Here is a 21,417-nt window from a genome sequence, read left to right as displayed (position 1 = left end):
AACAACCTGTTCAGGCGATGCGATAGCGGTCGATCACGCCGCGATCGATCTCGATGCCGAGGCCTGCGCCGTTCGGGACCGCAATCGTGCCCTTGATCTGGCGGATTGGCTCGACGGCCAGATGATCGCGGAACGGATTTTCCTCCTGCTCGAATTCCAGCATCGGCGGCGTTGGAAACAGGCTTGGCGGCAGGTTCGGAATGGACGCCAGGAAGTGGATGGTGGCGGCGAGACCGACCGCTGAGCCCCACGCGTGCGGCACGCATTCGACGCCATGCGTCGAGGCAAGCGCCGCGATCTTCTTGCATTCGGTGATGCCTCCGGCAGCGCAGACGTCTGGCTGTACGATGTCCATCGCCTTGCGCACGATAGCGTCGCGAAAACCCCAGCGGGTGAATTCGTTCTCGCCGCCTGCCACCGCCATGTCGAGCGCGCGCGACACCTCGACATACCCATCGATGTCCTCCGGCGAGATCGGCTCCTCGAACCACTCGATATCGAGTTCTTCCAGCTTGCGGCCAAGCCGGATCGCAGCCGGAACGGTCAGGCAATGATTGGCGTCGACCATCAGTTTGACGTCGGGGCCAATGGCATCACGCACCGCCTTGACGCGATCGAGATCGCGGTTGATCGAGCCGAGGCCTATCTTCATCTTGATCGCCTTGAAGCCTTGCCTGACATAGCCCGATGCTTCCTCGACGGCCTCGTCGACCAGCCGGTCCATGTCGGTGAAGTAGAGTCCTGTGGCGTAGGCATCGACTTCGGTGCGGAACGCGCCGCCGATCAGTTTGTGAACCGGCTTGTTGCAGGCCTTGCCGACGATGTCCCACAGCGCGATGTCGATGCCGCTGATGGCGGCGATCGACATGCCCTTCGGGCCGTAGTCCTTGATCCGGTTATAGAGGTCTTCCCAGATCACCTCGATGTCGAACGGATCGCGGCCGATCACGCGCGGCGCGAGCTGGGTGTCGATGAAGGCCTTGGCGACGGCAGAGGGGCCGTAGCATTCGCCCCAGCCGACGATGCCATCGTCGGTTTCGATCTCGACCAGGCAGGTGCCGCGGGTCTTGTAGAGCCAGCCGCGCGAGGAAGTGAACGGTCGCTGCACCGGCGCTGCAACGAGGTGACAGGTGATTTTCTTGATGGGCAAGCGCGTGGCCTTTTGTCTGGGATGCAGGGAGCGGGAGGGCGGGGATGTCGCCGCTTATTCTTTCTGGTCCTTCGGGAAGACCTGCGCCGCCACGGTGCCGAGCGCGTTGGCGACGCTGTCGACTTCCTTGGTCAGGGCTTCGCCGGTGAGGTCATCGACGAGGAACGCGTTCTTCTTGGAAAATTCCTTGAAGCGCGGATCTTGGATCGCCGCGCGGAAGGCGGTGATGAGCTTGGTCTTGACATCGGCGGGCAGGTTGGCCGGCGCAACCACATAGGCCATCTGGACGACGGGGCCGAAGGGGAAGACGTCGTATCCCCGGTCCTTGAAGGTCGGTACATCCGGAAACATCTCCAGCCGCTCGTTCGCGAAGATGCCGATCGGCTTGAGCAGACCTTCCTGGATTTGTCCGAGGGTTTCCGACGGCTTGAGCACGCCTGATGCGACGTGTCCGCCGAGCAGGTCGGCAACCACCTTCGATCCGCCGGTGTAGGGCACGTTGACATAGTTGACGCCTGCGGCGCGCGCCGTCATCGACGCGAAAATGTGGTTGAGGTTGTAGTTGCCGGGCGTGCCGATCGTCACCTTGTCGGGGTTGTCCTTCATGAGCTTGATGAAGTCGTCGAGGGATTTCTGCTCCGCCTTGGTTGGCACCAGCAACATCAACGGATCGGTCGAGACGCGGGCGATGTGGGTGAATTGCGCATTGGTGAGCGGCGTCTTGCCCTGCGCGATCAGCGCCAGCGTCGAACTCGTGCCCATGCCGATCGTGTAGCCGTCGGGGGCTGCGGTCGCCACCCGCCGCATGCCGATCGTGCCGGTGGCGCCGGCCACGTTCTCGATCACGAGCTTGATGCCATGCTCGCGCAGGATCGGATCGAGGGCCCGGATCGCGACGTCGTTCGAGCCGCCGGCATTCCAGGGCACGACGAAGGTGATGTCCCGTGCCGGATAGGTGGTTTTGGCTTGGGCGGCGGTGGCCGGGAACGCGGCGATGGCGCACGCCAGAATAATCGCGGTGGACTTGAGCATTTTTGTTTCCTCCCGTTTTGTTGTTTGTTATAACAAACAACATGGACCGGTCAATACGCCTCGCTGAGAGGTCAATTTGCGCCATGCCGCGCGCTGGGATAGCGAGCGTCCGATGACGACGGCATTGAAACGAATCGAGCGTGAGCCGCTGTGGGATCTGGCGCACGCGCAGTTGCGGGATGCGCTGCTGGCCGGGCAGTTCGAGCCCGGCACGGTCCTGACCTTGCGCGCACTGGCCGAAAGTTTCGGGACTTCGATCACACCGGTGCGCGACGCCGTCACACGCCTGGTGGCGCAAGGCGTACTGCAGCAGGGACCGCGCAATTCGGCGATCGTGCCGAACCTGTCTCGCAAGGAGCTCGCGGATCTGACGGTGGTGCGCTGCGCGCTCGAAGGACGCGCGGCGCGCGAAGCCGCGTTGCAGCGGCATGACGACGCCACGTTGCGCCGGCTTGAGGAGCGGCTTGCGACAATGCAGTCACTGATCCAGGCGCGAAAGCTCGAAAGTTATCTCGAGCATCACCGAAAATTTCATTTCGGAATTTACGCGATGTCGGGCATCCCGCTGCTGGTCGAGACCATCGAGAACATGTGGCTGCGCTGTGGCCCGGTGCTGTCCTTTGTGATCCCCGAATATGTCGTGCTCTTGAAGGGGTGGGATCATCACACCGCGGCGCTGAAGGCGATCATGGCGGGTGACGCGGCTGGCGCAGAGCGTGAGATCGTCGCCGACATCAGCGAAGCCGCGCACTATCTTGGCGGTCTTGCAGATTCAACGGGGCAGTTGAGGCGCCCGTCCGTCTAGTCGCTTGCCGCTAGGCTTGCCTTGGAAACTCTTGCCGACGTTCAGAACCGTTGAGCCGATGGCGGCGGCGCCGAAATTGTGCTCACGGTTGAATTTCCGCGAAATGGCTAGAAAGGACTTGCGGCTGGCGCGCAGCGTTTCGGACGCCTGGCTTCGTTCGGCGATCAGCGCTGCGCTGCTCTTTACCGCCGCATTGTTGTCATAGGCGGCGTCGCGCTCCGCTTGAGGAAGCCATTCAGCCGGCAACGCTAAGCGGCGATCGCTCGTATATTAGCGTTGCCAATCCCCGCAATCGAAAGAAGACGAGCCACTAAGGCGTCTCCAGATCTCGAAAAGTCGCGGACACACGGCAGTCGGGGCGGGAACTGGGTCCATCTGCCGTTGACCGTACTCACAAAGTACAGGTCAATATACGAGCGGAGCAAACGTGATGACAATGGCGACGCAAAAGGCTGAGTGGCGTTCGGCTCCCTACCGCCATCAGTTTTTGGCGACGGGCAGCCTGCTCAACTCGCCAAGCGCCTGCCGCATGACCTCCACCAAATCCAAGGCAACAGGTGAGGGACTGCGCTGCGGCGGAAATACTGCAGCGAACTCGAAATCGATCCGCGGCGAAAAAGGGCGCGCCACGACGCCGCGGCCCTCGAACTCCTGCGCCGTAAACGGATCGCAGATCGCCACGCCGATGCCGGATGAGACCAACCCGCACATGATTTCGGACAGGCTGGTCTCGACTCGAAGAATTCGGCGGACGTCGTCGCGATTGAAGGCTTGGTCGATCAGATGGCGGCCGGTCGATCCCGCCGTCAGGGACACGAAGGTCTCTCCTTCGAAATCGCGTGGCTGCAGCGTCGCCTTGGCCGCGAGTCGGTGTCCGGCGGGAAGAATTGCAACACGAGCCGGCGCCGGCAATCGCACGCACGGTAGACCGGAATGAGCGATCGGTACCTCGGCAAAGCCGATGTCGCACTGATGGTTCAAAACCCAATCGATCACGATCGGCGAGATGACGCCGAAAAATGACAGGTTAAGGTTCGGCCGCTCCTTCAGGAAACCGCCAGCCAGCCGCGGCAGGTAGCCGTTGGACAGGGCCGGCAGGGCTGCAATCCGCAGCGTGCCGGTCCGGCGGCTACGGATCTCTTCAGCGGCCGCGGTGATGCGTTCGAGTCCAACGAAGGAGCGTTCGACTTCCATATAGAGCGCGGTTGCGGCGGCCGTCGGCACAAGGCCGCTGCCGCGTCTCTCGAACAGCTTCATCTTGAGAAGCGCCTGAAAGTCGCGCAACAGCCGGCTTACCGCCGGTTGGGTCACGGCTATCAGTTTTGCCGCCTCCGTCACGCTGCCCGTCAGCATCATCGCGCGGAAGGCTTCGACCTGCCGCGAATTGATCCGCGCCATCTCTGCTCCGTCCATAACATTTCGGTATGCAGATGGTGCCATTATTAATTGACGGCGAAAGCGGTGATCTGCGATCTTTTTCATCAGAGCTGGATAAAGCCAGTTTTTTGGGCAGCGACCCGGACGCCCAAAATTTCCCGCGCGGTGCGACGTCACGTCGTGCCGCGAGGCCGACGAGCGAATGCATGCGCTTTGCTCGGAGGAGGGGGACTAGAGCCGGTCGAATTGGGGTTGCGCGCCGGGTGCACCTCGCACGGTATTGGAGATTGATTCACATGAAGCAGCTCGGCCTTGTGACAGCGACCCTCGCGACCCTCGCCTTAGCCCCGTCACCGCTTTTGGCGCAGCAGAAGACGCTCTATGTCGCGGGTTATGGCGGCTCCTTCGAGAAGACGATCCGCGACGAGGTCATCCCGGGCTTCGAGCAGAGCAACGGCGTCAAGGTCGAATACGTCGCCGGCAACTCGACAGATACGCTTGCCAAGTTACAAGCTCAGAAGGGCAACCAGCAGATCGATGTGGCGATCGTCGATGACGGTCCGATGTACCAGGCAATCCAGCTTGGCTTCTGCGGCAAGATCGAAGGCCTGCCTGCCGATCTCTACGAGGCCGCGCGCTTCAAGGACGACCGCGCGGTTGGCATTGGTCTGGTCGCGACCGGTCTGATGTACAACACCAAAGTCTTCGCGGAGAAAGGCTGGGCGCCGCCGACCTCTTGGAACGATCTCAAGGATCCAAAGTACCAGAAGCAGCTCGTCATTCCGCCCATCAACAATACGTATGGTCTGCACACGTTGCTGATGCTTGCGAAGATGAACAGTGGCAGCGAAGCCAACGCCGATGCCGGCTTTAAGATTATCAAGACTGATGTCAATCCCAATGTGCTGGCTTATGAGCCCTCGCCAGGCAAGATGACCGAACTGTTCCAGTCCGGCCAAGCCGTGTTGGCCGTGTGGGGTTCGGCTCGCGTCCAGAGCTTTGCCAACACCGGCTTCCCCGTCGACTTCGTCTATCCGAAGGAAGGTGCGGCCACGCTGCTGACGACCGCCTGTCCGATCACCAAGCCCAACGCGTCACCGCTCGCCTCGGCATTCATCAAGACGCTGCTCGAGCCGAAAACACAGCTCGTGTTGCTGAAGGATTACGGCTACGGCCCGGTGCTGAAGTCGGTCGTGGTGCCGCCGGAGCTCGGCAAGATGGCGCCGATCGGCGAGCGCGCGGCAAAGCTCTATACGCCAGACTGGGCGATCATCAACGACAAGCGCGAAGAATGGACCAAGCGGTGGAATCGCGAGGTCGAGCGCTGAGCTGAGGCTCGACGCCGGCGGGCGGGACTTTGGCGCTTCCACGCAGCGCCGCAGGTCTACCATCGATCTTTGCTAGTAGCCCCGGAAGCATTCATGTCCTTTCTTGAACTCGACCGTGTTGCAAAACAGTTCGGCCCGCAGGCTGTCGTCGATGACTTCAGTCTCAGGGTTGGCAAGGGCGAGTTCGTCTCCTTCCTCGGTCCGTCGGGTTGCGGAAAGACCACGACGCTGCAGATGATCGCAGGTTTCCTCCATCCCTCGCGTGGCGGGATCCGGCTCGAGGGACGCGACCTGACCGCTGTGCCGCCGGCAAAGCGCGGGCTCGGGATCGTATTCCAGAGCTATGCGCTGTTTCCGCATATGACTGCGGCGGAGAACGTCGCCTTTGGCCTCGAGATGCGGCGTGTGGCGCGGGCCGAGTGCCGCGAGCGGGTCCGCGCCGCGCTGGCGATGGTCGGACTCGCCGGTTACGAGGAGCGTTTTCCGCGGCGGATGTCCGGCGGCCAGCAGCAGCGCGTGGCGCTCGCCCGGGCGCTCGTGATCCGGCCGAGCGTGCTGCTCCTCGATGAGCCGCTATCTAATCTGGACGCCAAGTTGCGCGAGGACATGCAGATCGAGCTGCGCCAGATCCAGCGCAATCTTGGCACTACCACTATCCTCGTCACCCACGACCAGAACGAGGCGATGTCGCTGTCCGACCGGATCGTGGTGATGAACCAGGGCCGCATCGAGCAGATCGGCACACCGCAGGAGACGTATGAGCGGCCGGCCTCGGCCTTCGTGTCCCAGTTTCTCGGCAAGACAAATGATTTCGCCGCGACGATTGACGTTACCGCTACTCCACGGCGACTGACCGCCGGCTCCTGGAGCGCGCCAGCACCGGCTGGCCTCGCGGGTCCGGTTACGGTCAGCATCCGCCCCGAGCGGATCGGCTTCGGCGACGCGGGACTCGCGGCAAAGATTGCCACCCGCATCTTCCAAGGCAATCACTGGCTGTTCCAGTGCGAGAGCGAATGCGGCTCTGTGATTGTAATCCGCCAAAACGACGGCCAGCCGCAGCCCGCCGAGGGCGAGGCCGTTCGGCTCGCCTGGCGGCCGGAAGACATGAGTCTGCGCAGCGCCGGAGGTGCCGCATGAGCACGGCCATCGACATTACTCCCGCGAGAACTGCGGCGACGGTGGACGCGCGTGACAGGCACGCGCCATGGGCGCTGACCGCGCCGGCGCTGATGCTGTTCGTCGGTGTCCTGGTGATCCCGCTCGCCATGACGGTGATGCTCTCATTCCACGACTGGGGCCAGTACAAGGGCATCGAGCCGGTCTTCATCCTCAAGAACTGGATTGAAGTCGCGACCGATCCCTATTTTGCCGAGATGTTCTGGCGGACCTTCCGCATCGCACTGCTGACGACGCTGATCACCGCATTGCTCGGCGCGCCGGAGGCTTACATCCTGAACCGCATGAGCGGACGCTGGAAGAGCTTTTTCCTGCTCGTGATCCTTGGTCCATTGCTGATCTCTGTGGTGGCGCGCACGCTGGGTTGGGCGCTGCTGTTCGGCGGCAACAATGGCCTCGTCAACAAGCTTCTGATGTCGCTTGGGCTGATCGGCTCCCCGCTGCCCTTCATGTTCACCGAGACCGGCATGGTCATCGCACTCGCGCATGTGATGATGCCGTTCATGGTGCTGTCGGTCTGGACCGCGCTGCAGCGCCTCGACCCGCAAATCGAGAACGCGGCCCTGTCGCTCGGTGCCAACCCGTTCACGATCATTCGCCGCATCGTTCTGCCGCAGATCATGCCGGGCGTGTTGTCGGGCGCGATCATCGTTTTCTCGCTTTCCGCCAGCGCTTTTGCGACGCCCGCCATCATTGGGGGCCGCCGGCTCAAGGTCGCGGCGACGCTCGCTTATGACGAGTTTCTCAACACCCTGGACTGGCCGCTCGGCGCAGCGGTAGCGGTCCTGCTGCTGGTAGCGCTTGTGCTGATCGTCGTCGGCAGCAATGCGCTGATCGAGCGACGCTATGCCGAGGTGTTCCGATGAGGACGAACGGTCCGCTCGCGCTCATCTTCCATACGATCTTCGTTGTCGTCATGCTGGCGCCGATCGTGGTGGTCTGCCTCGTCGCTTTCACGCCCGAGGGCTACCTGTCGCTGCCCACGACCAGTTTTTCGCTACGCTGGTTCAGGAAGATCGCGAGCTATCCCGAGTTCGTCCATGCCTTCTGGGTAAGCCTCGGCTTAGGTGCGCTGTCCTCGTTGGTGGCGCTCCTGTTTGCGGTGCCGGCGGCGCTTGCGATCGCCCGTTACAGTTTTCGAGGTCGCGACGCCGTCGCAGCGTTGTTCCTGTCGCCGTTGATGATCCCGCATGTCGTGCTCGGCATCGCCTTCCTGCGCTTTTTCACGGCGATCGGCATCGGCGGCAGTTTCGCAGGCCTGCTCATCGCCCATGTCGTGGTGGTATTCCCGTTCGCATTGCGGCTGACGCTGGCCGCGGCAACCGGCATGGACCGTTCTGTCGAGATGGCGGCGGTCTCGCTCGGCGCCGGCGGTTGGACGTTGTTTCGCCGCGTGACCTTGCCGCTGATCTTGCCAGGCGTCATCAGCGGCTGGGCGCTGGCCTTCATTCAGTCCTTCGACGATTTGACCATGACCGTTTTCCTGGCCACGCCAGGGACCGAGACGCTGCCCGTTCGCATGTTCCTGTACATTCAGGACAACATCGATCCGCTGGTGACCTCGGTCTCGGCCAGCGTGATCGCGATCACCATGACCGCCCTGATCCTGCTCGACCGCTTCTACGGCCTCGAGCGCGTACTCGCCGGCAAGAGCGATCCAGGGCGCTAGGAGAAGCCATGCCAAAGGAATATGACGTCGCTGTCGTGGGCGGCGGCCTGCTCGGCTCCGCTATTGCCTGGGGTCTTGGCCGGCTCGGCCAAAAAGGTCGTCGTCCTCGACGAAGGCGACATCGCCAAGCGCGCCTCACGGGCCAACTTCGCGCTCGTCTGGGTGCAGAGCAAGGGGCTAGGGATGCCGGCCTACACCGGCTGGACGGTGCGGGCGTCCGAAACCTGGAGCAAGCTCGCTGCCGAATTGAAAGATCAGACCGGGCTTGACGTCGCCCTGCAGCAGAATGGCGGCTTTCACCTGACCCTGGGCGAGGACGAGTTCGCCCAGCGCGCGCAGCTTGTCACGCGCATGCACAATCAGGTGGGCGCGGCTGACTACAAGATGGAGATGCTCTCGGCGTCGGAGGTCAGAAAGATGCTGCCGCTAATCGGCCCCGAGGTATCGGGCGGCAGCTTCTGCCCGCTGGACGGGCATGTGAATTCACTGCGCACTTTCCGCGCCTTCCACACCGGGCTGAAGTTGTTCGGCGTCGACTATTTTCCTGAGCGGCCGGTCTCGGCGATCGTCCGGAGCGACGGGGAATTCCGGTTGTCGACACCGCAGGGGGAGATCCGCGCCGGCAAGGTCGTGCTCTCCGCCGGCAACGCCAACCAATCGCTGGCACCGATGGTCGGTCTGTCGGCGCCGATGGGACCGACCCGCGGCCAGATCGTGGTGACCGAGCGCACCATGCCGTTCCTGCCGCATCCGCTGACCACCATTCGCCAGACCGATGAGGGCACGGTGATGATTGGCGACAGCAAGGAAGATCAGCTCGACGATCGCACGCTGAACCATTCGGTGAGCGCCGTGATGGCGGATCGCGCGCAGCGCATGTTTCCTCATCTGGCCCGGCTGAACGTCGTGCGGACCTGGTCCGGCATCCGCGTGATGCCGCAGGACGGCTTTCCGATCTACGATCAGTCGGAGAGCGCGCCGGGCGCTTTCGTCACCTGCTGTCATTCCGGCGTCACGCTCGCCTCCAACCACGCCTTCGAGATTGCCCGGATGGTGGCGCAAGGCGCGCTCGAGCCCGAACTTGTCGGCGCATTCTCGGCCCGCCGCTTCGACGCGAACCATGCTGCGACAGGCAGCGGCTACTACTGACATCGACACGACCCGAACGCGAGAGAAGCGGCGAAGAGGCATTGCAATGTTCAAACGATCCGATCAGGACGATAGAAGACCGGTGCACATCGTCGTGGACGGTGCCGTTGTCGAGGCGCGCGAGGGCGATACGGTTTCCGCTGCGCTGCTCGCTTGCGGCCGTGACGTGCGCCGCGCGACCGCAGTGAGCGGCGCGCCGCGCTTGCCCTATTGCATGATGGGCGTGTGCTTCGACTGCCTCGTCACGATCGATGGTGTCGGCAATCGCCAAGGCTGCCTGGTGCCTGTTGCCGAGGGCATGCAGATCGAGATCCAGAAGGGCAAGAGGGAGATCGGCCGATGAATGCTACGCCCAAGCGCGATAGCTATGACGTCGTGGTCATCGGGGCAGGGCCGGCTGGGCTCGCCGCCGCTGGGACCACGGCCGAGGCCGGCCTGTCGACGCTGCTGCTCGACGAGAATGCCGGTCCCGGCGGTCAGGTCTGGCGCGCCATCACCTCGACCCCGGTGACCGAACGCGACTACCTCGGCGTCGACTATTGGGCGGGCGCGGACCCTGTCGACGCAGTGCGATCGAGCAGTGCCGAGATCATCCAGCGCGCAACAGTCTGGAGCCTTGACCGGAATCTCGAGGTCGGTGTGTCGGTCGGCGGCGTGTCGTCCTTCGTCAAGGCGCGTCGTGTAATTCTGGCGACGGGTGCGCTTGAACGACCGTTTCCGATTCCCGGCTGGACCCTTCCTGGGGTGATGACCGCAGGCGCCGCGCAGACGATGCTAAAGTCCTCAGGGCTAGTGCCGGATGGGCGGACGGTGATCGCCGGCCAGGGACCGCTGCTTTGGTTGCTCGCGGCGCAGATCCTGCGGCTTGGCGGCCGCATCGACCGCGTTCTCGATACGACCGAGCGTCGAAACTATTTTGCCGCGCTGCCCCACGCCTTCGCCTTCATGACCTCGCCCTATTTCGCTAAGGGCCTTGCCATGATGCGGGAAGTGCGGGCGAAAGTGCCAGTAGTCACTGGAGTGAACGAACTCGTTGCCTCTGGTGACGGCCAGCTCGCAACCGTGACCTATGCGGTCGGCGGCCGACACGAGACGATTCCGGCTGAGTTGTTGCTGCTTCACCACGGCGTGGTGCCAAACGTCAATCTTGCGATGGCGGCCGGGGTCGAGCACGGTTGGGACGACTTGCAGCTCTGCTGGTCGCCGGTTCTCGATCAGGACGGTAACACATCGGTCGAGGGCATCGCGATCGCTGGCGATGGTGCCGGGATCGGCGGCGCCGAAGCCGCTGTTGTTCGTGGCCGTATCGCTGCACGGGCTTCGGTGGAAGCGCTGGCGCCCGCCGCTGCTACCAAGCCCCCGCCGATGGCAACCTTCAGGGCAGCGCTGGCCCAAGCCGAGCGCGGTCGTGCCTTCCTCGACACGCTATTCCGCCCGGCCCGGCAGTTCCGCGTCCCTTCAGGAGACACCATCGTCTGTCGCTGCGAGGAGGTCACGGCCAAGGACGTTCTCGATGCCGTCGCGATCGGTGCGACCGGTCCCAACCAGCTCAAGGCTTATCGCCGCACCGGCATGGGGCCCTGCCAGGGCCGGCTCTGCGGTCTGACCGTCACCGAACTGATGGCGCAGGCCCGCGGCAAGACCTCAGGAGATCGGCTATTACCGGCTTCGCGCACCGGTCAAGCCGATCACGCTCGCCGAGTTAGCGGGGGTGCCGAAGACAGAGGCCGACGTCAACGCGGTGGTGCGCGGATGACGAAGCTCGCGGATGCCATCATCGTCGGTGGCGGCATCCACGGATGCTCGACCGCGCTTCACGTGTGCCTCGCGGGCATGAAGCCGGCGCTGATCGAGAAAGATTATGCGGGCCGCCATGCCTCAGGCGTGAATGCCGGCGGCGTTCGTCAACTCGCAAGGCATATCGCCGAGATCCCGCTCGCGATCCGCTCGATGGGAATCTGGGAACGGATCGAAGAACTGGTCGACGACGCCTGCGGCTTCGAAAGTCACGGCCAGGTGCTGGTCGCCGAAAACGACGCCGAATTCGATGCGTGTCGCGCGCGCGTCGCCGAGCTGAACGCGCTCGGCTTCACCCACGAGGAGCTGATCGATGGGCCGGAGCTGCGACGGCTGGTGCCGGCAGTGGCCGAGAGCTGCCCTGGCGGCGTGGTGTCGCGGCGCGACGGCGCGGCCGAACCAGCCAGAACCACCACCGCCTTCCGCCGCAAGGCAGCCGCGCTCGGCGCAACCGTCTGTGAAGGTGTGGCAGCGACCAACATTCGAAAGCAAGACGGGCTGTGGCGGGTGGATGTCGGCGCCAATACCTATGCGGCGCCGGTGCTCGTCAATGCTGCCGGGGCATGGGCCGGCCGGATTGCCGCTGCGCTTGGTGAGCCGGTGCCGGTTGAGACGGTGGCGCCGATGCTGATGATCACTTCCCGCGTGCCGCATTTCATCGATCCGGTGGTGATCCTGCGGGGCCGCAAACTCTCCTTCAAACAGTTCGCCAACGGTACCGTGCTGATCGGCGGCGGGCATCTGGCGACACCGCACCAGGACCGAAATGAAACCGTGCTGGACTGGCGCAGTCTGGCCGTGAGCGCACGTACCGTGTTCGAGCTCTTCCCCGTGATGCGCAGCGCCACCATCGTGCGCGCCTGGGCCGGCATCGAGGCGCGGACGCGCGATGAGCTACCTGTACTCGGTCCGAGTGGACGCCATCCGGGACTCTTTCATCAGTTCGGCTTTTCGCTGCACGGCTTCCAACTTGGCCCCGGCGCTGGCGCCGTGATGACGGAACTCGTCGTCAGCGGCGGCACCCAGACGCGGATCGGCGATCTCAGCATCGACCGCTTTCATCCCTTCTCACCCTAAAACCAAGATGAGGACATCATGAACATCATCCGCAATATCCGCACGCCGATCATGCACCGCGCGGTCGAAGCCAGCGGGTTTGTATTCGTCGGCGGCACGATTGCCGACAACACCAGCGTGTCGATGGGCGAGCAGACCCGCAACATCCTCGGCAAGATTGCGGGTTATCTGAAGGAAGCGGGAACGGATGTATCCCGCGTCGTCAGCGCCTCGATCTTCGTGACGGATCTCTCCAAGAAAAAGGAGATGGACGCGGCCTGGACTGAATTCTTCGGCGATGATCTGCCGGCGCGGGCAACGGTCGGTGTGGCCGATCTTGGCGGCGGCGCCTTGGTCGAAGTGGTGGTCACCGCAGCGAAGGGCTGAGCCCTGACGACTGCATGCCCGTTTCTGACCGACCTCCGTCTCCATAGCCCAGGCCCGTACCGCTGCGCCATTAAAGGACTTGACGCCCAGGGTCTGGTCATCCTACTGGTCTGACCAAGGTCAGATCAATAGGACCGGGGATGGAACTCACGCGGCCCGCCGAGGGAGACAAGGATTCGAGAAGGTTTTTGCCTTCTTGCGGGAGCGCCTGCTCGCAGGGTCGCTCAAGCCCGGCGACCGCCTGATCTCCGAACGCGAACTCGCAAGTCAGCTTGGTGTCAGCCGACCGATCGTTCGCGAAGCGTTGCGCGCGCTAACCGTGCTCGGCATCGTCGAAATACGCGACCGCATCGGCACCGTTGTGACGCGGCCGGACGTTTCGGTCCTCAATGACTTCTTCACCTTCGCGCTCGCCCAGCAGGCGGACATGCTCGACGACGTGATGCAGGCCCGCGTCGCGATCGAGTGCCAAGCGATCAGGCTCGCCTGTGAGCGCGCCGGCATTGCCGATTTCGAACGTCTGCAGCGGGCGCTCGCGCAAATCGAAGCGACGATCGACGAGGCCGATGCGGGCGGCATGGCCGACTTCGAATTTCACCGCACGATCGTGCTCGCCTCACATTCGGAAACCCTGACCGTCCTTCACAATTCGTTGGCGGGGCTCCTGACGCATTCGCATCGCAGCCGCCGCGAGCTCGTGCAGTCATTTCCTTCGATGAAGACGTATCTGGTCGACGACCACAGGCGCATCTTCGAAGCTGTTGTCGCACGTGATCCGGAACGAGCCGATGCGACGCTGCGAAAGCATTTCGAGATCGGCGATGAATACCGCAGGCGTGCGCTGGTCGGCGGGACCGATGTCCGAAAGGCGTAGCGCTGACTGCAACGCGATCGAACAACAATAAGACGAGAGCGAATAGATGGGACGGGACGGCAAGGGAAGCGTTGGCTTCATCGGCATTGGCACGATGGGCCGGGAAATGGTCCGCAACCTGCTGAAGGCAGGATACTCGGTCCGTGCCTTCGACCTCAACGAGGCCGCCGTCGCAGACGTCGCGAAGGCCGGCGCCGCCCGTGCGCAGCATGCGGCAGACGCCGCGCGTGATGCCGACATCGTCATCACGATGCTGCCTGACACGCCCGATGTCGAGGCGGTGGTCTATGGCGAGAACGGCCTTTTGAAATTTCCGCCTCCCGGCAATCTCATCGTGGATATGAGCACGATCTCGCCGGTCGCGGCCCGCCGCATCCATGGCGATCTGAGACAGGCCGGCGTCAGCTTCATCGATGCACCGGTGTCCGGCGGCCCTCTCGGCGCCAAGAATGCGGCGCTGTCGATCATGGCCGGCGGCGAAGCGGAAGCCTTCGACAAGGCCGAACCGTTCTTTAGGGCGATGGGCACCACCATCACGCATGTCGGCGCTTCCGGCGCTGGACAAACGGTCAAGCTCTGCAATCAACTGATTTGCGGCATCAACATCCAGGCAATTTGCGAAGCGCTCGCTTTGGGGCGCGCCTCCGGCGTCGATCTGGACTTGCTTCGCCGGGTCCTGTTGGGCGGCTCAGCCTCGTCCTGGATGTTGGACAAGCTCGGTCCGGCGATGATCGAAGGCGACGTTGGCGCCGGCTTTCGGATCGACCTGATGCTCAAGGACCTCAGGCTGGTGCACGAGCATGCGCAGGCACTGAACGTGCCACTGCCCGGAACTGCACTCGTCACCAGCCAATATGTCGACGCGCGGGCGCACGGCGAAGGCGCGAACGGCAATCAAGCCCTGTTTCGTGTCTACGACCGCATGACCAATCAGAGCACTGGATGATCCTGTCGCGATGAGCATCGAACTCGACTTTCCCGCGGTGCTGGAACGGTGGCCGAACTTTCTCGAAGGCGCCGTTCTGACGCTCGAACTCGCGCTCCTCGCAACGGTTTCCGGCGCGCTTCTCGGCACGCTTGCGGCCGTAGGGCGCGGAACCCATAGCCGGCTGATTGCCCGCATCTGCAAAGTCTACGTGGAAGCCATCCGCAATACGCCGCTGCTGGTCCAGATATTCCTGGTCTATTTCGGATTTGCCAGCATCGGACTGAAGCTGTCAGCCTTCACCGTTGCGGTGGTTGCCCTGACGATCAATGTCGGCGCCTACACTGCCGAGATTATGCGTGCGGGTTTCGAAGCCATCCCACGTGGGCAGATCGAGGCGGCCGAAGGGCTCGCCCTTTCGCGCTTCCAGATCTATTGGCACATCATCCTGCTGCCCGCAGTGGAGAAGGTCTATCCGGCGCTGACCAGCCAATTCGTCCTGTTGATGCTCGCCTCGTCGGTCTGCTCGCAGATATCAGCCGAGGAATTGACGGCCGTGGCCAACTACATCCAGTCGGATACCTATCGAGCGTTCGAGACCTACATTATCGTCGCCGTGCTCTACATTCTGCTGTCGCTGGTCCTGCGCGCGGGCTTCTGGGGGCTCGGCCTGGTCCTGTTTCCGCGCCAGCGCCAACTTGGCACGCCGTTGTGAGGTAGGGCATGGGCGGACATCTCAATATCAACCACCTGCTTTTCCTCGGCCACGGCGCGCTATGGACGATCGGGCTTTCCCTGATCGCGCTCGTTGGTGGCGGTATCGTCGGCTTCGTGGTCGCGCTCGCGCGCATCTCTCCAATCAAGTCGGTGCGACTTCTCAGCGCCGCCTATGTGCAACTGATCCAGGGCACGCCGCTCCTCGTCATCCTGTTCCTCGGCTATTTTGGACTGGCAGCAATTGGCCTCAAGATGTCGCCGCTTGCTGCCGCCGGCGCTTCGCTCACCCTCTATGTCGCCGCCTATCTCGGCGAGATCTGGCGTGGCTCGATCCAGTCCGTTCCAAAACCGCAATGGGAAGCGGCCGAAGGCTTGGCGCTGAGCCGAACCCAGCGCATGATGAAGGTGATCCTGCCGCAGGCGATCCGCATCGCGACGCCGCCCACCGTCGGTTTCATGGTGCAGATCGTCAAGAACACTTCACTCGCTTCGGTCGTCGGTTTCGTCGAACTGATGCGCTCAGGACAGATCGTCAACAACTCGCTGTTCGAGCCATTCATCGTCTACGCCATCATCGCCGCCGTCTATTTCGCCATGTGCTATCCCCTGTCCCTGTTCAGCCAGAAGCTGGAGCGGCGGATGGGACGTGGCAGGACTCACCTCGCTCCGGCCTGAACATGAAGCAAACCGCGCCTTCCGCACCCATCGTGTCGCTCCGCGACGTGCAAAAGAGCTTTGGCACGTTGAAGGTGCTCGATGGCGTGAGCTTTGCCGTCGAGCGCGGCGAGGTCCTTGCCATTATTGGCAGGTCGGGTTCTGGCAAGAGCACCGCGCTACGCTGCATCGACCGGTTCGAGAAGGTCGACGGCGGCGAGATCACCGTCTGCGGACGCAGGGTTGATCGTCCAGACGTCGATCTGCGGGGTCTGCGACAGGATGTCGGCATCGTATTCCAGAGCTACAACCTGTTTCCGCATCTCACGATCGAGCAGAACATCACGCTGGCGCCTTGCTCGGTGAAACGAATAGGTCTGTCCGAAGCGAAAGCGCTGGCGCACAAGGTGCTGGCGCAGGTCGGTCTCGAAGAGAAGATTTACGCCTATCCGGAGCAACTATCCGGTGGTCAGCAGCAACGCGCCGCCATCGCGCGTTCGCTCGCCATGCAGCCCAAGGTCATGCTGTTCGACGAGGTGACGTCGGCGCTCGATCCCGAACTGACCGGCGAAGTCCTGAAGGTGATCGAACAGCTCGCAGCCGATGGCATGACCATGGTGATGGTCACGCATGAAATGGGATTTGCAAGGAGCATCGCCGATCGGATCGTCTTCATGCATCGCGGCAAAGTTCACGAAACCGGGCCTGCCTCGATCCTGACGGCGCCGACGACGCCGGAACTCGTCCAGTTCGTGGGGACGGGCAATCTAAAATCATAACAGGAGAGGAAAACCCAATGATCGGAAACCGAAAGATCCTGGGCAGCGCCGTCGCTGTATGCTGCCTTGTCGTGCTGGCGGCTGGGCCGGCGCAGGCCGACTTGCTCGATGACATCACGAAGGCCAAGAAGATTCGCATCTCGACGGACCTTGCCATTCCCCCGTCCGGCATGATGGACAGCAGCATGAAGCCGACCGGCTCTGATGTCGAGGTTGCTCAGTTGCTGGCTAAGGATTGGGGACTCGAGCTGGAGTTCATCCAGACGACCGGCGCAACGCGGATTCCGAACGTGCAGACCGGCAAGGCGGATATCATCATTTCCACTCTATCGGTCACACCCGAGCGGGCAAAGGTGATCGATTTCTCCAAGCGCTACGCAACGCTGCAATCGGATATCGGCTGCCTGAAGTCACTGAACGTGAAGGACTGGCCGGACCTGAAGGACAAGACCGTGGGCGTTTCGCGCGGCACCACGCAGGATACGATGCTGTCGAACATGAAGGACAAGGAACTGAAGATCGCGCGCTATGACGACGATGCCACCGGGGTGACGGCTGCCGTCTCCGGCCAGGTCGATTGCATCGGTTCGTCGGCCACGATCATCAACCAGATCGGCGTCAAGAATCCGGCACGCATCTTCGAGTCCAAGATCCCGCTCGCTAGCTTCGATCTCGCCATCGGCCTGAAGAAGGGCGAGCCCCGGCTTCTGGAGAAGCTCAACGCGTGGGTCACCGAAAACGTCAAGAACGGCAAGCTCAACGCCATCTACAAGAAATTCCACGGTGTCGAACTGCCACCCGATATGCGCGGCTGAACGACATAAATCCGTGGCGGCCGTCACGGCCGCCGCCAATCACATGAGGAAAACTAGATGCGTCTCGTCATAGGATCCGACCATGCCGGCTGGTCGCTCAAGAAGGCTGTCATCGATCACGTGCGCAGCCTCGGACATGAGGTCGTCGATGTCGGATCGTATGACGAAAATCCGGTGGATTTTCCGGATATCGCACGGGCAGTCGCGGGGAAGATCATCTCCGGAGAGGTCGCCCGCGGCATCATGGTGTGCGGCACCGGTGTTGGTGCCTCGATTGCGGCCAACAAGATGAAGGGTATCCGCGCCGCGGTCTGTCACGATGTCCATTCGGCCCATCAGAGCGTCGAGCATGATGACGTGAATGTCATGTGCATTGGCGCCCAGATCGTTGGACCGTGGCTCGCCAACGATCTGATCTCCTCGTTTCTTGCGGCCGAATTTTCGACGGAGGAGGATTTCCGGCGACGCGTCAAGAAGCTTCACGAAATGGATGCCGAAGGCTGAGGCCTTGGCTTAGGAGTGTGCGACGGTCCTTGTGTTCGGTTCGCGTCGCGTCACAGCTTCCAGGCTTCGATGTCAAATCCTGAGTTGGAATCGCCATGCCGGCAGGCGCATCGCCCGAGATTGTGGCGAAGCTCAATGAAAGCCTTCGCAAGGCCGTGAGCGATCAGGTCTGTTACGCCCTCATCGTAGAATAGGGTATTACGGCGAACAAATCGGACAACCAGTCGAAATGATGCACTTGTGCGCAATTGGCGCCCACCGGATAGCCTCGGGGGTTCGAGTCGCTCTCCCGCCACCAAATCTGCGGTTGTCCGGCGCTCAGGGCACCTTGATCCCGGCACGCTCGATCACACGTGCGTACCCTGCACGCTCCTTGGCGAGCGCCTCGGCGTAGGCCGGACCTGGCAATTCGGTCTGGAGTACACCAAACTTTTCGAGTGCGGTGCGGACTTCGGGGATCTTGCCGACCGCGACAAGCTCTTCAATGAGCTTCTTCACGATGTCGGGCGGCATGTTGGCGGGGCCGACCCAGCCGAATGCCGGCATCAGTTCGAAGCCCGGTAGGGTCGCGGCTGTCGGCTCGATCTCCTTGGCGAGTGGATAGGGCCCAGGCGACGTGATCGAGACGGCACGCAGCTTGCCGGCTTTCACCTGCTCGTATGCCACGGCGAAGTTGTCGCAGGCGAGCCGGATCTGACCACCAATCAGATCCTGGATGCTGAGGTTTGATGCGCGGTAGGTGACGGCCGTCATCTTGAGCCCCGCGGCGTCCTCCAGCATCGCACCGCAGATATGCTGCGTCGTGCCGGGGCCAGATGTCGCATACGGCGTCTCCGGGTTCGCCTTCAGCCAGGCGATCAGCTCCGCCATGGTGTTGGCCGGGACGGACGGATTGACGAGCCAGATGTTCGGCTGCGCTGCCATGCCATAGAGGTAGGTGAAGTCTTTCTCGACGTTGTACGGGATCTTGTCCTTGATCAGTACAGGATTGATAGCGATTCCACCGGAGGTTGCTACCGCAACGGTGTAGCCGTCCGGCGCCGCGCGCGTCATCCCGTGCAGGCCGTTGACCCCGCCCGCACCGGGCCTGTTCTCGACGACGAACTGCTGGCCGAGCCGCTTCGTCAGTTGCTCTGCAAAAATGCGCGCCATGACGTCCGTGTTGCCGCCGGCGGCGAACGGCACGATGACCGTCACGGGCCTCGATGGCCACTTGTCTTGCGCCGTCGCAGCGCCACTAAGCAAGCCGAGCGTCACGGCCACCACGGCGAGTCTTGCGAGAATACGAGACGTCATTTCGTTCTCCGGTCTCTGACGAGTGGTATTGCAGCAAGAAAGTCGGTCAGCCCGAGGATCGACCGAGCGTTCCCGAAGGATATTTTGCCAGACGTAAATATGTCAATGACAGGTAAAATTTCGAACCCTTCCCGTGGTCCTTTGGGTCTGCGAGGTCGAATTCACAGGCTTCGCGCGCGCTCCCTCAGCGTGAACTTCTGCACCTTGCCGGTTGCAGTCGTCGGCAGCGGACCGAACACCACCGACTTCGGCGCCTTGAAGTGCGCGAGCCTGTCGCGGCAGAAGGCGATGATCTCGTCCTCGGTCGCCTGAGTGCCGGGCTTGAGCTGCACGAAGGCGCAGGGCGTCTCGCCCCATTTCGAATCCGGCCGCGCAACGACGGCGGCGAGCTGCACCGTCGGGTGCTTGTAGAGCGCGATCTCGACTTCGACGCTGGAGATGTTCTCGCCGCCCGAGATGATGATGTCCTTCGCGCGATCCTTGATCTCCACGTAGCCGTTCGGATGCTCGACCGCGAGGTCGCCGGTGTGCATCCAGCCGCCGCGGAAGACGTCGGCCGTCGCCTTCGGCTCCTTCAGGTAGCCGAGCATCACCGTGTTGCCGCGAACCATGATCTCGCCGATCGACTGGCCGTCGCGGGGCACCGGCTTCATCGTCCTGGCATCGGCCACCATCTGCCCCTCGACCACGGGATAGCGGACCCCCTGGCGCGCGACGAAGCCGGCGCGTTCTGCGAGCGGCAGCGCCGACCAGTCATCCTGCGGCGCGCAATAGGTCGAAGGACCCTGCAGCTCCGTCATGCCGTAGATGTGCGTGACGCGGAAGCCGAGTTGCTCCATCGCTTCGATCACCTTGGCCGGCGGCGGCGAACCGCCGGTCTGGATTTCCACCACATGGTTGAATCGGCGAAGTTGCTCGGCCGGCGCCGACGTCAGCATCGTCAGCACCGTCGGCGCGCCACACATGTGCGTTACGCCGTTCTCGACGATCATCGGGAAGATCAGCGCCGGATCGACCTTGCGCAGGCACACATGCGTGCCGCTCATCGCCACCACCGACCAAGGGAAACACCAGCCGTTGCAGTGGAACATCGGCAGCGTCCAGAGATAGACCGGCTTCGGCGGCATCGGCCAGGCCATGATGTTGCCGACGGACTCGAGGAAAGTGCCGCGGTGATGATAGACGACGCCCTTCGGGTTGCCGGTGGTGCCGGACGTGTAATTGAGCGCGATCGCGCTGTTCTCGTCGGCCGGCGCACTCCAGGCGAAGTCCGGATCGCCCTTGGCGATGAACGCCTCGTACTCGAACTTGCCGAGCCGTTCGCCGGGCCCGGTATAGAGCTCGTCGTCAACATCGATCACCAGCGGCCGCTTTTTCAGCGCCGCAAGCGCGGGACCAACCTGCGCCGCGAACTCGCGGTCGGTGATCAACACCTTCGCCTCGGCATGCTGGAGAATATAGGCAATCGTTGCCGCCTCGAGACGGGTGTTGATGGCGTTCAGCACCGCGCCGAGCATCGGCACGCCATGATGCGCCTCGACCATCGCCGGTACGTTCGGCAGCATGACCGAGACGGTATCGCCGCGCTTGACGCCGGCGCCCGCGAGCGCCGACGCGAGGCGACGGGCGCGCTCATAGAACTGGCGATAGCTGTAGCGCCGCTTGCCGTGGATCACCGCGATCCGATCCGGATAGATCTCGGCCGAGCGCGTCAGGAACGAAATGGGCGTGAGCGGGGAGAAGTTTGCTTCACTGCGGCCGAGGCCGGAAAACACGCCGTTGCCGTTGCCGGCGCCGACGCGCGACCGTCGATTGGACTTCGCTGCACGCGTCTTGCGTGCTGGCCTGGAGATCGTTCGCTTGGGCCGTGCCGCACGCTTGCCTTGCGGTGATCGTGCCATCGCTGCTCCTTCCGTGGCGCCCGCGC

Annotated in this window: 21 protein-coding genes and 2 pseudogenes; 17 read left to right on the top strand and 6 right to left on the bottom strand. The window is 62.9% G+C overall.

Features of this window, described 5'->3' with window-relative positions:
* Positions 1-10: 10 nt before the first annotated feature.
* Entirely contained in the window at positions 11-1,150 is a 1,140-nt protein-coding gene (locus tag ACFXS9_RS25480; protein ID WP_392693326.1) for a mandelate racemase/muconate lactonizing enzyme family protein, read from the bottom strand.
* Positions 1,151-1,204: 54 nt separating this feature from the next.
* Positions 1,205-2,182 (bottom strand): Bug family tripartite tricarboxylate transporter substrate binding protein, encoded by a 978-nt coding sequence (locus tag ACFXS9_RS25475; RefSeq protein ID WP_392693323.1) that lies wholly within the window; start codon positions 2,180-2,182, stop codon positions 1,205-1,207.
* Between the two features lie 112 nt (positions 2,183-2,294).
* Here ACFXS9_RS25475 and ACFXS9_RS25470 point away from each other — a divergent pair, with 112 nt between their 5' ends.
* Complete coding sequence (locus ACFXS9_RS25470) at positions 2,295-2,987, top strand: GntR family transcriptional regulator (RefSeq protein WP_392693320.1); 693 nt, start codon at positions 2,295-2,297, stop codon at positions 2,985-2,987.
* On the opposite strand, the gene ACFXS9_RS25465 is transcribed toward ACFXS9_RS25470, so the two are convergent.
* On the bottom strand, positions 2,955-3,233 hold the full coding sequence (locus ACFXS9_RS25465; RefSeq protein ID WP_392693317.1) for a hypothetical protein: 279 nt from the start codon (positions 3,231-3,233) through the stop codon (positions 2,955-2,957). The two genes, ACFXS9_RS25470 and ACFXS9_RS25465, sit on opposite strands and share 33 nt — an antisense overlap.
* Before the next feature lie 234 nt (positions 3,234-3,467).
* Positions 3,468-4,385, bottom strand: a complete 918-nt coding sequence (locus tag ACFXS9_RS25460; protein ID WP_392693314.1) for a LysR substrate-binding domain-containing protein — start codon at positions 4,383-4,385, stop codon at positions 3,468-3,470.
* 275 nt (positions 4,386-4,660) lie between these two features.
* Between ACFXS9_RS25460 and ACFXS9_RS25455 the strand changes: the two genes are divergently transcribed.
* The 16 genes and pseudogenes from ACFXS9_RS25455 to rpiB all read left to right on the top strand — a co-directional run bounded on the left by ACFXS9_RS25455 (position 4,661) and on the right by rpiB (position 18,194).
* Positions 4,661-5,692, top strand: a complete 1,032-nt coding sequence (locus ACFXS9_RS25455; protein WP_392693311.1) for an ABC transporter substrate-binding protein — start codon at positions 4,661-4,663, stop codon at positions 5,690-5,692.
* Between the two features lie 93 nt (positions 5,693-5,785).
* Complete coding sequence (locus tag ACFXS9_RS25450; RefSeq protein ID WP_392693308.1) at positions 5,786-6,829, top strand: ABC transporter ATP-binding protein; 1,044 nt, start codon at positions 5,786-5,788, stop codon at positions 6,827-6,829.
* Positions 6,826-7,734 carry an ABC transporter permease gene (locus ACFXS9_RS25445; RefSeq protein ID WP_392693305.1) on the top strand — a complete coding sequence of 303 codons (909 nt, stop codon included), beginning with the start codon at positions 6,826-6,828 and terminating at the stop codon, positions 7,732-7,734. The genes ACFXS9_RS25450 and ACFXS9_RS25445 overlap by 4 nt, the downstream gene beginning before the upstream one ends.
* Complete coding sequence (locus ACFXS9_RS25440) at positions 7,731-8,537, top strand: ABC transporter permease (protein ID WP_392693302.1); 807 nt, start codon at positions 7,731-7,733, stop codon at positions 8,535-8,537. Before ACFXS9_RS25445 ends, ACFXS9_RS25440 begins: the two co-directional genes overlap by 4 nt.
* An 8-nt stretch (positions 8,538-8,545) precedes the next feature.
* Positions 8,546-9,686, top strand: a pseudogene (locus ACFXS9_RS25435) (NAD(P)/FAD-dependent oxidoreductase).
* Positions 9,687-9,732: 46 nt separating this feature from the next.
* Positions 9,733-10,029, top strand: a complete 297-nt coding sequence (locus ACFXS9_RS25430; RefSeq protein WP_392693299.1) for a (2Fe-2S)-binding protein — start codon at positions 9,733-9,735, stop codon at positions 10,027-10,029.
* Positions 10,026-11,442 (top strand): annotated as a pseudogene (locus tag ACFXS9_RS25425) (NAD(P)/FAD-dependent oxidoreductase). Before ACFXS9_RS25430 ends, ACFXS9_RS25425 begins: the two are co-directional and overlap by 4 nt.
* Positions 11,439-12,560 carry an NAD(P)/FAD-dependent oxidoreductase gene (locus tag ACFXS9_RS25420; protein WP_392693296.1) on the top strand — a complete coding sequence of 374 codons (1,122 nt, stop codon included), beginning with the start codon at positions 11,439-11,441 and terminating at the stop codon, positions 12,558-12,560. The pseudogene ACFXS9_RS25425 and the gene ACFXS9_RS25420 overlap by 4 nt, the downstream one beginning before the upstream one ends.
* Before the next feature lie 18 nt (positions 12,561-12,578).
* A complete protein-coding gene (locus ACFXS9_RS25415; protein ID WP_392693293.1) occupies positions 12,579-12,926 on the top strand; it encodes a RidA family protein in 348 nt (115 codons plus the stop codon).
* 196 nt (positions 12,927-13,122) lie between these two features.
* The gene (locus ACFXS9_RS25410) at positions 13,123-13,800 is read left to right on the top strand and encodes a FadR/GntR family transcriptional regulator (RefSeq protein ID WP_392693290.1); all 678 of its coding nucleotides are present in this window, start codon (positions 13,123-13,125) and stop codon (positions 13,798-13,800) included.
* 46 nt (positions 13,801-13,846) lie between these two features.
* The gene (locus ACFXS9_RS25405) at positions 13,847-14,746 is read left to right on the top strand and encodes an NAD(P)-dependent oxidoreductase (RefSeq protein ID WP_392693287.1); all 900 of its coding nucleotides are present in this window, start codon (positions 13,847-13,849) and stop codon (positions 14,744-14,746) included.
* 10 nt (positions 14,747-14,756) lie between these two features.
* Positions 14,757-15,440: an amino acid ABC transporter permease gene (locus ACFXS9_RS25400; RefSeq protein ID WP_392693285.1), complete on the top strand. Its 684-nt coding sequence runs from the start codon at positions 14,757-14,759 to the stop codon at positions 15,438-15,440.
* 8 nt (positions 15,441-15,448) lie between these two features.
* Entirely contained in the window at positions 15,449-16,117 is a 669-nt protein-coding gene (locus ACFXS9_RS25395) for an amino acid ABC transporter permease (RefSeq protein WP_392693282.1), read from the top strand.
* 2 nt (positions 16,118-16,119) lie between these two features.
* A complete protein-coding gene (locus tag ACFXS9_RS25390; protein ID WP_392693279.1) occupies positions 16,120-16,875 on the top strand; it encodes an amino acid ABC transporter ATP-binding protein in 756 nt (251 codons plus the stop codon).
* Positions 16,876-16,892: 17 nt separating this feature from the next.
* On the top strand, positions 16,893-17,690 hold the full coding sequence (locus ACFXS9_RS25385) for a transporter substrate-binding domain-containing protein (RefSeq protein ID WP_392693276.1): 798 nt from the start codon (positions 16,893-16,895) through the stop codon (positions 17,688-17,690).
* A 57-nt stretch (positions 17,691-17,747) separates the two neighbouring features.
* Positions 17,748-18,194: a ribose 5-phosphate isomerase B gene (gene rpiB / locus ACFXS9_RS25380; protein ID WP_392693273.1), complete on the top strand. Its 447-nt coding sequence runs from the start codon at positions 17,748-17,750 to the stop codon at positions 18,192-18,194.
* A 318-nt stretch (positions 18,195-18,512) separates the two neighbouring features.
* On the opposite strand, the gene ACFXS9_RS25375 is transcribed toward rpiB, so the two are convergent.
* Both ACFXS9_RS25375 and ACFXS9_RS25370 read right to left on the bottom strand, forming a co-directional pair.
* Positions 18,513-19,391 (bottom strand): Bug family tripartite tricarboxylate transporter substrate binding protein, encoded by an 879-nt coding sequence (locus tag ACFXS9_RS25375; protein ID WP_392693271.1) that lies wholly within the window; start codon positions 19,389-19,391, stop codon positions 18,513-18,515.
* A gap of 260 nt (positions 19,392-19,651) precedes the next feature.
* Positions 19,652-21,391: an acyl-CoA synthetase gene (locus ACFXS9_RS25370; protein WP_392693268.1), complete on the bottom strand. Its 1,740-nt coding sequence runs from the start codon at positions 21,389-21,391 to the stop codon at positions 19,652-19,654.
* Positions 21,392-21,417 lie beyond the last annotated feature (26 nt).

Source organism: Bradyrhizobium sp. RDI18 (genome assembly GCF_043203335.1).
Taxonomy (GTDB): Bacteria; Pseudomonadota; Alphaproteobacteria; order Rhizobiales; family Xanthobacteraceae; genus Bradyrhizobium; species Bradyrhizobium retamae.
Note: the sequence above shows the minus strand (reverse complement) of the source record. Positions and strands in the feature narration are given on the sequence as shown.

Coding starts and splice junctions, on each gene's coding strand:
- ACFXS9_RS25470 (WP_392693320.1), top strand. CDS start 2,295: ATGACGACGGCATTGAAACGAATCGAGCGTGAGCCGCTGTGGGATCTG.
- ACFXS9_RS25415 (WP_392693293.1), top strand. CDS start 12,579: ATGAACATCATCCGCAATATCCGCACGCCGATCATGCACCGCGCGGTC.
- ACFXS9_RS25385 (WP_392693276.1), top strand. CDS start 16,893: ATGATCGGAAACCGAAAGATCCTGGGCAGCGCCGTCGCTGTATGCTGC.
- ACFXS9_RS25390 (WP_392693279.1), top strand. CDS start 16,120: ATGAAGCAAACCGCGCCTTCCGCACCCATCGTGTCGCTCCGCGACGTG.
- ACFXS9_RS25430 (WP_392693299.1), top strand. CDS start 9,733: ATGTTCAAACGATCCGATCAGGACGATAGAAGACCGGTGCACATCGTC.
- ACFXS9_RS25400 (WP_392693285.1), top strand. CDS start 14,757: ATGAGCATCGAACTCGACTTTCCCGCGGTGCTGGAACGGTGGCCGAAC.
- ACFXS9_RS25405 (WP_392693287.1), top strand. CDS start 13,847: ATGGGACGGGACGGCAAGGGAAGCGTTGGCTTCATCGGCATTGGCACG.
- ACFXS9_RS25420 (WP_392693296.1), top strand. CDS start 11,439: ATGACGAAGCTCGCGGATGCCATCATCGTCGGTGGCGGCATCCACGGA.
- ACFXS9_RS25475 (WP_392693323.1), bottom strand. CDS start 2,182: ATGCTCAAGTCCACCGCGATTATTCTGGCGTGCGCCATCGCCGCGTTC.
- ACFXS9_RS25445 (WP_392693305.1), top strand. CDS start 6,826: ATGAGCACGGCCATCGACATTACTCCCGCGAGAACTGCGGCGACGGTG.
- ACFXS9_RS25450 (WP_392693308.1), top strand. CDS start 5,786: ATGTCCTTTCTTGAACTCGACCGTGTTGCAAAACAGTTCGGCCCGCAG.
- ACFXS9_RS25395 (WP_392693282.1), top strand. CDS start 15,449: ATGGGCGGACATCTCAATATCAACCACCTGCTTTTCCTCGGCCACGGC.
- ACFXS9_RS25440 (WP_392693302.1), top strand. CDS start 7,731: ATGAGGACGAACGGTCCGCTCGCGCTCATCTTCCATACGATCTTCGTT.
- ACFXS9_RS25370 (WP_392693268.1), bottom strand. CDS start 21,391: ATGGCACGATCACCGCAAGGCAAGCGTGCGGCACGGCCCAAGCGAACG.
- ACFXS9_RS25455 (WP_392693311.1), top strand. CDS start 4,661: ATGAAGCAGCTCGGCCTTGTGACAGCGACCCTCGCGACCCTCGCCTTA.
- ACFXS9_RS25460 (WP_392693314.1), bottom strand. CDS start 4,385: ATGGCGCGGATCAATTCGCGGCAGGTCGAAGCCTTCCGCGCGATGATG.
- rpiB (WP_392693273.1), top strand. CDS start 17,748: ATGCGTCTCGTCATAGGATCCGACCATGCCGGCTGGTCGCTCAAGAAG.